This is a genomic window from Mesorhizobium sp. M7D.F.Ca.US.004.01.2.1, assembly GCF_003997785.1.
Taxonomy (GTDB): Bacteria; Pseudomonadota; Alphaproteobacteria; order Rhizobiales; family Rhizobiaceae; genus Mesorhizobium; species Mesorhizobium loti.
The window spans coordinates 1-8,037 of sequence record NZ_RZRQ01000266.1; the positions used below are offsets into that span (position 1 = coordinate 1).

Consider the following 8,037-nt stretch of genomic DNA (forward strand, 5'->3'; position numbering starts at 1 on the left):
CCCCCACCCGGACCTTCGGTCCGACCAGGGGGAGGTAGGGGGCGAGCGCCAGCTTGTGGCGATCCACCTCGTCGCAACAAAAAACCCGCCTCGGGGGGCGGGTTTTTAATCGCAGAACGCTGTTTGGTTTAGAGGCCGAAACCTTCGAAACGCTTCTTGAACTTCGACAGGCGGCCGCCGCGGTCGAGCAGGGTCTGCTGGCCGCCGGTCCAGGCCGGGTGGGTGGTCGGGTCGATATCGAGGTTCATCGTATCGCCTTCCTTGCCCCAGGTCGAACGGGTCATGTATTCGGTGCCGTCGGTCATGACGACCTTGATGGTGTGGTAATCGGGATGAATGTCGGTCTTCATGGGTTCGGTTCCTGGCTTGCCGGCGCTGCCGACGGGCATAAGCCTGCGTCGATGCGCCCCTTTTTAAAACTCGAAGCTGCAGCTATTGAGGAGCCACGGCTTCTAAACGGTCGGCGAGCCTATACATCAGCCGGAATTGAATCACAAGGCCGCGGCAAGCGCATATTGCGGCGCATAGCCCAAGGGCGGCCAGAGGAAACACTGGGATGGCGCAATTCATCAGCGCAGACGAGCGTCGGCGTTCGCTCAAGCCGCTCAGGCGCCTGTTCCCGTACATCACGCGTTATCGCACGCTGGTCGTCGGCGCCGTGATCTCGCTGGTCATCGCCGCGGCAACGACGCTGGCGCTGCCGCTGGCCGTACGGCGTATGATCGATCATGGTTTCTCGTCGGCCAACACCATCTTCATCGCCGAATATTTCGCCGCATTGGTGGCGATGGCCGCCGTGCTGGCGGGTGCATCGGCCAGCCGCTACTATTTCGTCATCACGCTCGGCGAGCGCGTCGTCGCCGACATCCGCCGAGATGTCTTTGCCCATGTCACGACGCTGTCGCCTTCCTTCTTCGACACCGCCCAGTCGGGAGAGATCGTGTCGCGGCTCGCCGCCGACACGACGCAGGTCAAGTCGGCCGTCGGAGCGACGGCCTCGGTGGCGCTGCGCAATGTCATCCTCGGCCTTGGCGCGCTGGCGATGATGGTCGTCACCAGCCCGAAACTGTCCGGCCTAGTCATTGCGGCCATTCCCGTCATCGTGCTGCCGCTGGTCGCCTTCGGCCGCTCGGTGCGGCGCAAGTCGCGGCAGGCGCAGGATACGCTTGCCGATGCCACCGCCTATGCCAGCGAGCAGATCGGCGCTGTGCGCACGCTGCAGGCCTTCACCAATGAGAAGCTGGTAACCGGGCATTTCTCGGCCGCGGTGGAAGCCGCTTTCGAGGCGGCACGCGGCTCGATCTTCGCGCGCTCCTTCCTCACCTTCTTCGCCATTTTCACCATCTTCTCGTCCGTTGTGGCGGTGCTGTGGTTCGGCTCGCGCGACGTGCTCGAAGGCTCGATATCGCCGGGCACGCTCGGTCAGTTCCTGCTCTATTCGGTGTTTGCCGCCGGCGCGCTGGGCGCCCTGTCGGAAGTCTGGGGCGAGCTTGCGCAGGCGGCGGGCGCTGCCGAACGGCTGACCGAGATCCTGGCAGAGAAGCCGGCGATCCAGGCTCCGGCCGATCCGAAGCCGCTGCCTGCGGTCGCCAAGGGTGCGATCGTCTTCGACAATGTCTCCTTCTCCTACCCGGCAAGGCCCGACCGCGCTGCCGTGCACGGCTTGAGCTTTCAGGTCATGCCCGGCGAGACGGTGGCGATCGTCGGCCCGTCAGGGGCCGGCAAGAGCACGGTCTTTTCGCTGATCCTGCGTTTCTACGATCCCGAAACAGGCAAGATCCTGATCGATGGCGTCGACGTGCGCGAGGCCGACCCCGTTTCCGTCCGCCAGCGCATCGCCATCGTGCCGCAGGACGTCACCGTCTTTGCGGCAAGCGCGCGTGACAATATCGGTTTCGGCCGGCCAGGAGCCAGCAAGGCCGAGATCGAGACGGCGGCGAAGGATGCACTTGCCGACGAATTCATCCTCAAGCTCGAAAAGGGCTACGACAGCCAGGTCGGCGAGCGCGGCGTGACGCTGTCAGGCGGGCAGCGCCAGCGGGTGGCGATCGCCCGCGCCATCCTGCGCGACGCGCCGATCCTGCTGCTCGACGAGGCCACCTCGGCGCTCGACGCCGAAAGCGAGACGCTGGTGCAGATGGCGCTGGAACGCCTGATGCAGGGCCGCACCACCATCGTCATCGCCCACCGCCTGGCAACGGTGCTGAAGGCCGACAGGATCCTGGTCATGGATGGCGGCACGATCGTCGAGGAAGGCACGCATCAGAGCCTAGTCGCCAAGGGCGGCATTTATGCGCGGCTGGCCAAGCTGCAGTTCGAAACCGGCGCCAGCGCCTTCAGGGGCGCGGCAGAGTAGTCAGAAACATCTGCCGCTGCGCCGACCGCCGCTATGAGCCTCCGTATCGCTGCTTCAGATGGTTCACGAAATACGCGGCATTGAGCTTTTCGCCGGTGGCGCGTTCGAGCAGGTCCGGCGTCGACCAGCGTGATGCCTGCGACCAGATCTTTTGGCGGCGCCAGTCGTTGATCGCCTCGAAATTGCCCTTGGCGAGATCCTCATCGGCGGCAGGATGTTCCCTCGTCAGCGCCGCCCATTGCTGCGCCGCCATCATCGCGCCCAGCGTGTAGGACGGGAAATAGCCGAAGGCGGCGCCTGGCCAATGCACGTCCTGCATCGGCCCGTCGGCGGGGTTGTCGATGGTGGAGAGGCCGAGATAGTCGCGCATCTTGGCGTCCCAGGCTTCGGGCAGGTCGGCCACTTCAAGCCTGCCCGCGACGAGTTCCTGCTCCAGTTCGTAGCGCAAGATGACATGCAGGGGATAGGTCACCTCGTCGGCATCGACGCGGATCAGGCCGCGCTCGACGCGATGCACATGCGGCAGGATGTCGTCGAGCGACCAGGCTTCGCCAAGATGCTTTTCGACCACCGGCAGCGCCCAGCGCCAGAAGGCCGGGTTGCGGCCGAGTTGCTTTTCGACGAACAGGCTCTGGCTTTCATGCACGGCCATGCCGCGCGCCTTGCCGAGCGGCCAGTGCGACCATGCCTTGGGCAGGTTCTGTTCGTAAAGCGCATGGCCAGTCTCGTGCAGCACGCCCATCAGCGCCGACAGGAAATCGGAGGTCTTGTAGCGGGTGGTGATGCGCACGTCGCTCGGCACGCCGCCGCAGAAAGGGTGGTGCGACACCGACAGCGACCCGTGCGTCAGGTCGAAGCCGACCGCCGCCATCATGGCGAGGCCGAGTTCCCGCTGCCGGTCGATCGCATAGGTGCCTGAGAGCGGCTTCAACGGGCGCTTGCGCAGCCGTGCTTCCTGGATCGCCAGCGCCTCCGGCACAAAGCTTTTCAGGAAAGCCTTCAGGTCGGTGAAAACAGGCGTGATGTCGGCGGTGCGGTTGCCAGGATCGTATTGCTCCATCAGCGCGTCATAGGGGGCGAGGCCGAGCACGTCGGCACGCAGCGCCGCCTCCTCGCGCACCAGCGCCACCACGCCCTCCAGCGCCGGCTGGAAGCCCGCCCAGTCGTTTTTGGCGCGCAAGTCGCGCCACAGCTGCTCGCAACGCATGCGCGCGGTTGTCTGGCGTTCGACGAATTCGACCGGCAGGCAGGTCAGGTTGGTGTATTGCCGCCGCAGTTCCGAGACGGCGGCGCGCTGCTCTTCACCCAACGCTTCCTGTTCGGCCGCGGCGATCCAGTCCGCTATCTCCGGCGCCGTTGCCCTGGTGTGATACATGCCGGCCAGTGCCGACATCGCCTCGGCACGCTTCTCGCCACCGCCGACGGCCATGTAGGTGGCCTCGTCGGCGCCGAGGATAGCCAGCGCATGCTCAAGCGCTTCGAGCTTGTTGCCGAGGTCATCGAGTTTCTGAAAGGACATGGCGGCTTCCGTGATTGGGGACGGCGCGAAAAGATACCAACGCAAAGGCGTTTGCAACCCTCAGGCACGTCCGGCAAATGCACCTTGCGCGGACGACGCCGCGTATGAAATGCTGCCGGGGGCCAATGAAGGGGAACAACATGGTCGGCAACATCCTGGTCGGGCTGGTGGCCTTGATCCATGTCTACATCGTCTATCTCGAGATGGTGCTGTGGGACACGCCGCGTGGGCACAAGGCTTTTAATCTGACCCCCGAATTCGCCAGCGCCTCGAAGGTGCTGGCCGCCAATCAGGGGCTCTACAACGGTTTTCTTGCCGCCGGCCTCATCTGGGGACTTTACCTCGGTGCGGCCGGTTTTCAGGTCAAGGCGTTTTTCCTGCTGTGTGTGGCTGTTGCCGGCCTCTATGGCGCGGCCACGGTTGGCCGCAAGATCCTGTTCATCCAGACCTTGCCGGCGGTGATTGCCCTGATCGCGGTCTGGCTGGGCTGGTAAAAAGGACGCCCGCGGGATTGGCTCCCGAAGGCGTCAGGTGGTCCCTTCCTCTTGGACCGTTTCAGCCGCTATGGCCTCAGCCGTTCGGGTAGCTTCCGCCGTCGGCGCCATCGCCCATGAGGAAACCGCTGCCGGTATCGACCCTCAGCCGCTGGTCGACATTGTCGAGACGGCGCAGCAGGTCATGGTATTGCGCGGCCGGTATCCTGCCGTGATCGGACGCCGCTATCTTCTCGGCCGCCTGGCTGATGCGGACGGTACGCATTTCCAGGCGCTCCGCCACGGCCGGCGTAATGTTGTTGGCCTGCCTCGCGTCCAGGATGCCCTGACGGACGCCTTCAACCTGTTGGATGAGACCTTCGACGCGCGGGCCGGTAAAATCGGTCGGATCGCTCGCGTCGAGAGCGCCCTTGTGATGGCCCGCAGCATAGGCGCCGGCAAGCGGAACGGCGATGAGGAACGCCGTGAGCGTTGCAGTTCTGAGCGAGGTCTTGGGAGTGAAAGAGCGCATCACGCGTCTCCTCTTGTAGAGGAAGGCAGCGGTCGTTCCGCCTGCCTTCCGGCCGTGGGCCGTCGGGTTCCGTCGTGTCGCGACGAGGGGGATTCATCGCCGGCGGTTCTCGGCCCAGGCGGGGAGCTAGGACCGCCCTGCGACAATGTGTAATTAAAAAAAGATAATGTTTTCAGGCCTTGCCGGCCTTGATCTGCGCCCTAGAGTTGAGCCGACGAACAAATTCGCGTGAGTTCGCGCGATGATGGATCAACGTTCGGTGAGCTTCAGTTCAATACGGCGGTTCTTGTTGCGTGCCTCTTCGGTGTCGGCGGGATCGAGCGGCTGGAACTCGCCGAAACCGGCGGCGACCAGGCGGTTGGCCGGTACGCCGTTCTCGATCAGGAATTTCACCACCGAGGTCGAGCGCGCCGTCGACAGCTCCCAGTTGTCGCGGTAGCGGCCGGTGCCGGAGAGCGGCTTGTTGTCGGTATGGCCGTCGACGCGCAGCACCCAGTTGATCTCGGGCGGGATTTCCTTCTGCAGCTCGATGATGGCGTCGGCGAGTTTCTTCATCTCGACCTTGCCGGCATCGTTGATCACCTCGGAGCCGGTCGGGAACAGCACTTCCGACTGGAAGACGAAGCGGTCGCCGACGATGCGGATGTTTTCGCGGTCGGCGAGGATTTCGCGCAAGCGGCCGAAGAAGTCGGAGCGGTAGCGGTTCAATTCCTGGACGCGCTGCGCAAGTGCGACGTTCAGGCGGCGTCCGAGATCGGCGATCTTGGTGTTGGAATCGCGGTCACGGGTTTCGGAGACGTTGAGCGCATCCTCAAGCGCGCCGATCTGCTTGCGCAGTGCCGCGATCTGCTGGTTGAGGATCTCGACCTGGCTCAGCGCCTGCTGGCTGATCTGGCGCTGGCTGTCGAGTTCGCCGCCGAGCGCCGCGGCGCGCTGATTGGCGGCGTCGCCGGCGCCGGCACCTTGCGCCAGCAATTGTTCGAGCCGGCTCTTCTCCGCTTCGGCGGCCGACAGGGACGCCTGCAGATTGGCCAGCGAATCATCCTTGTCCTGCGCCGTCGAACGCTCCAGCGCCAGAAGCTGGGTCAGCTCGTTGATCTGCGAGTTGAGGCGCGAGAGCGCCGTATCCTTGCCGGAGATTTCGCGGCCGAGCAGGAACTGCGCCAGCACGAAGACCGTGAGCAGGAACATGATCGCCAAAAGCAGCGTCGACAGCGCGTCAACGAAACCCGGCCAGTAGTCGATGCGGCGATCGGTGCGCCGGCCCCTGGCGAGTGCCATGCTAGTGGACCCCAGGCTTCTTCAGGGCGTCGGCGATCTTCTCCAGCGTGTTGCGCATCGCCTTCTGCTCGTCGGACTGGGCCTCGACCCAGTCGCGCATGATCTGCTGTTCCGAGCGCATGTTCTTGACCAGGCCGGAAATGCCGTCGGCGAGATTGGCCATGGCGGTGGCGACGCGCGGATTGGAGCCGCCGCCATTCTCCTGCATGCTGCGCAGCCGTTCCGACAGTAGGCGAATCTCGTCGGAAGGCTCGGTCTTGGCCGGATCGGCAACGACGATGTCGGACGAGAGATCGGTGACCGAGGACAGCCAGTTCTCAAGCTCGGTGTAGAAGCGCGTCTGGGCGCGGCCGGCCTGCAGGTCGAGAAAGCCGAGCACCAGCGAGCCGGACAGGCCGAACAGCGAGGACGAGAAGGCCGTGCCCATGCCGGCGAGCGGCGCCGAAAGCCCCTGCTTCAGCGAATCGAGCACCGCGGCGGCGTCACCCGTGCCGGGATCGAGCGATTCGATGGTCTCGCGGATCGAGCCGATGGTGTTCAACAGGCCCCAGAAGGTGCCAAGCAGGCCGAGAAACACCAGCAGGCCGACGAGATAACGCGAGGTGTCGCGGCTTTCGTCGAGGCGGGTGGCGATGGAATCGAGCATGGTGCGCATGGAACTGGTCGAGAAGGCCGTCGCCGAGGAGCGGCCGATCATCGCCTTCATCGGCGCCAGCAGCACCGGTTCGGTGGTCTCCGACCCGGCACGGAAGGAGTTGACCCAGCGCACTTCGCGAAACAGCCGCCCGACCTGGGCGAAGGCCAGCAGGATGCCGACCACCAGAACGCCGACGATCAGGCCGTTGAGGCCGGGATTGCTGCCAAAGGCGGTCGAGATCTGGCGGGTCAGGATGGCGGCGATGAAGGCGACGATGACCAGGAAGATCACCATGGTCAGCAGAAAGACCTGCGGGCTCGACAGTTTGTGCGGATCGTAGATCAGGACATCAGAACGTCTGCCCATGCCGAAGGATTTGAGAAAAGCCATCCGTGCCCCGTTTCCGATGCCGCCGCCGATCACGTAAACCGCGACTCTAAACGGAATTGTGACCAAATTGAATGGCGCTTGGCAATATTGCCGCGTCGATAGTCTGTGTCAGAGGCGATTGATGACCAGACAGTCGACCATGGCGGCCAGATGCAGGCCTGCGCCGGTGACGACGAAACCGTGCCACAGCGCATTGTGGAAGCGCAGCCCCTTCCAGGCGAAGAAGATGACGCCGCAGGAGTAGACGATGCCGCCGGCGACGATGAGCGCGATCGATGTCGTCGGCAGCGTCTGGACAAGCGGCTTGACCAGGATGATGCCGCTCCAGCCGATGGCGAGATAGAACACGATGGCCAGCCGGTCGAAACGGCCAGGGAAAAACACCTTGATGGCGATGCCAAGCGCTGCCGCGGTCCAGACGAGGGCGATCATCCAGCGCGCCAGCGGCGAACCTTCGAGCTGGGCCAGGAAAGGCGTGTAGGTCGCGGCGATCAGCAGATAGATCGCGGCGTGGTCGAAACGCCGCAAGACCCACTTCGCCGGCGACGACACCGGCCACAGATTGTAGGTCATCGACACTGACAACACGGTGAGTAGCGAAACCACGTAGAAGGCGGCGGCGATGTATTCGCCCGGTCCGACACGAAAGGCCGCCAGCGCCAGCAGTGCGGAACCGGCCGAGATCGCCAGCACGATGCCGACCGCGTGGACGATGCCATCGGCGATCATCTCGGCGCGCGAATAGTGCCAGCGTCCGATGAACGGGATGTCGGGGATGGGCTTGATGTCGTTCACTGCCGGGTTTCCTGCGCCGCGCACTCAATTTGGGCGCTCGCCGGGCAGTATTTC

The 8,037-nt window shown here is 64.4% G+C and carries 8 protein-coding genes; 2 read left to right on the top strand and 6 right to left on the bottom strand.

The genetic code is table 11. The features are described from left to right. Window positions 1–128: 128 nt before the first annotated feature. Window positions 129–350, bottom strand: a complete 222-nt coding sequence (rpmE, locus tag EN993_RS26785) for a 50S ribosomal protein L31 (RefSeq protein ID WP_006327661.1) — start codon at window positions 348–350, stop codon at window positions 129–131. Between the two features lie 206 nt (window positions 351–556). On the opposite strand from rpmE, the gene EN993_RS26790 reads away from it, so the two are divergent. Further along, window positions 557–2,356 (top strand): ABC transporter transmembrane domain-containing protein, encoded by a 1,800-nt coding sequence (locus EN993_RS26790; protein ID WP_109664701.1) that lies wholly within the window; start codon window positions 557–559, stop codon window positions 2,354–2,356. A gap of 31 nt (window positions 2,357–2,387) precedes the next feature. On the opposite strand, the gene EN993_RS26795 is transcribed toward EN993_RS26790, so the two are convergent. Beyond that, on the bottom strand, window positions 2,388–3,875 hold the full coding sequence (locus EN993_RS26795; protein WP_127265266.1) for a carboxypeptidase M32: 1,488 nt from the start codon (window positions 3,873–3,875) through the stop codon (window positions 2,388–2,390). Between the two features lie 140 nt (window positions 3,876–4,015). On the opposite strand from EN993_RS26795, the gene EN993_RS26800 reads away from it, so the two are divergent. Continuing rightward, the gene (locus EN993_RS26800) at window positions 4,016–4,369 is read left to right on the top strand and encodes a DUF1304 domain-containing protein (protein ID WP_127265267.1); all 354 of its coding nucleotides are present in this window, start codon (window positions 4,016–4,018) and stop codon (window positions 4,367–4,369) included. Between the two features lie 76 nt (window positions 4,370–4,445). Here the strand turns inward: EN993_RS26800 and EN993_RS26805 are convergent, their stop codons facing one another. The 4 genes from EN993_RS26805 to EN993_RS26820 all read right to left on the bottom strand — a co-directional run bounded on the left by EN993_RS26805 (window position 4,446) and on the right by EN993_RS26820 (window position 7,983). Then, complete coding sequence (locus tag EN993_RS26805) at window positions 4,446–4,880, bottom strand: hypothetical protein (protein WP_109664715.1); 435 nt, start codon at window positions 4,878–4,880, stop codon at window positions 4,446–4,448. 249 nt (window positions 4,881–5,129) lie between these two features. Next, the gene (locus EN993_RS26810) at window positions 5,130–6,161 is read right to left on the bottom strand and encodes a peptidoglycan -binding protein (protein ID WP_109664719.1); all 1,032 of its coding nucleotides are present in this window, start codon (window positions 6,159–6,161) and stop codon (window positions 5,130–5,132) included. A 1-nt stretch (window position 6,162) separates the two neighbouring features. After that, complete coding sequence (locus EN993_RS26815; protein WP_109665439.1) at window positions 6,163–7,188, bottom strand: MotA/TolQ/ExbB proton channel family protein; 1,026 nt, start codon at window positions 7,186–7,188, stop codon at window positions 6,163–6,165. Between the two features lie 108 nt (window positions 7,189–7,296). Then, window positions 7,297–7,983, bottom strand: a complete 687-nt coding sequence (locus EN993_RS26820) for a hemolysin III family protein (protein ID WP_164757827.1) — start codon at window positions 7,981–7,983, stop codon at window positions 7,297–7,299. Window positions 7,984–8,037: the final 54 nt, after the last annotated feature.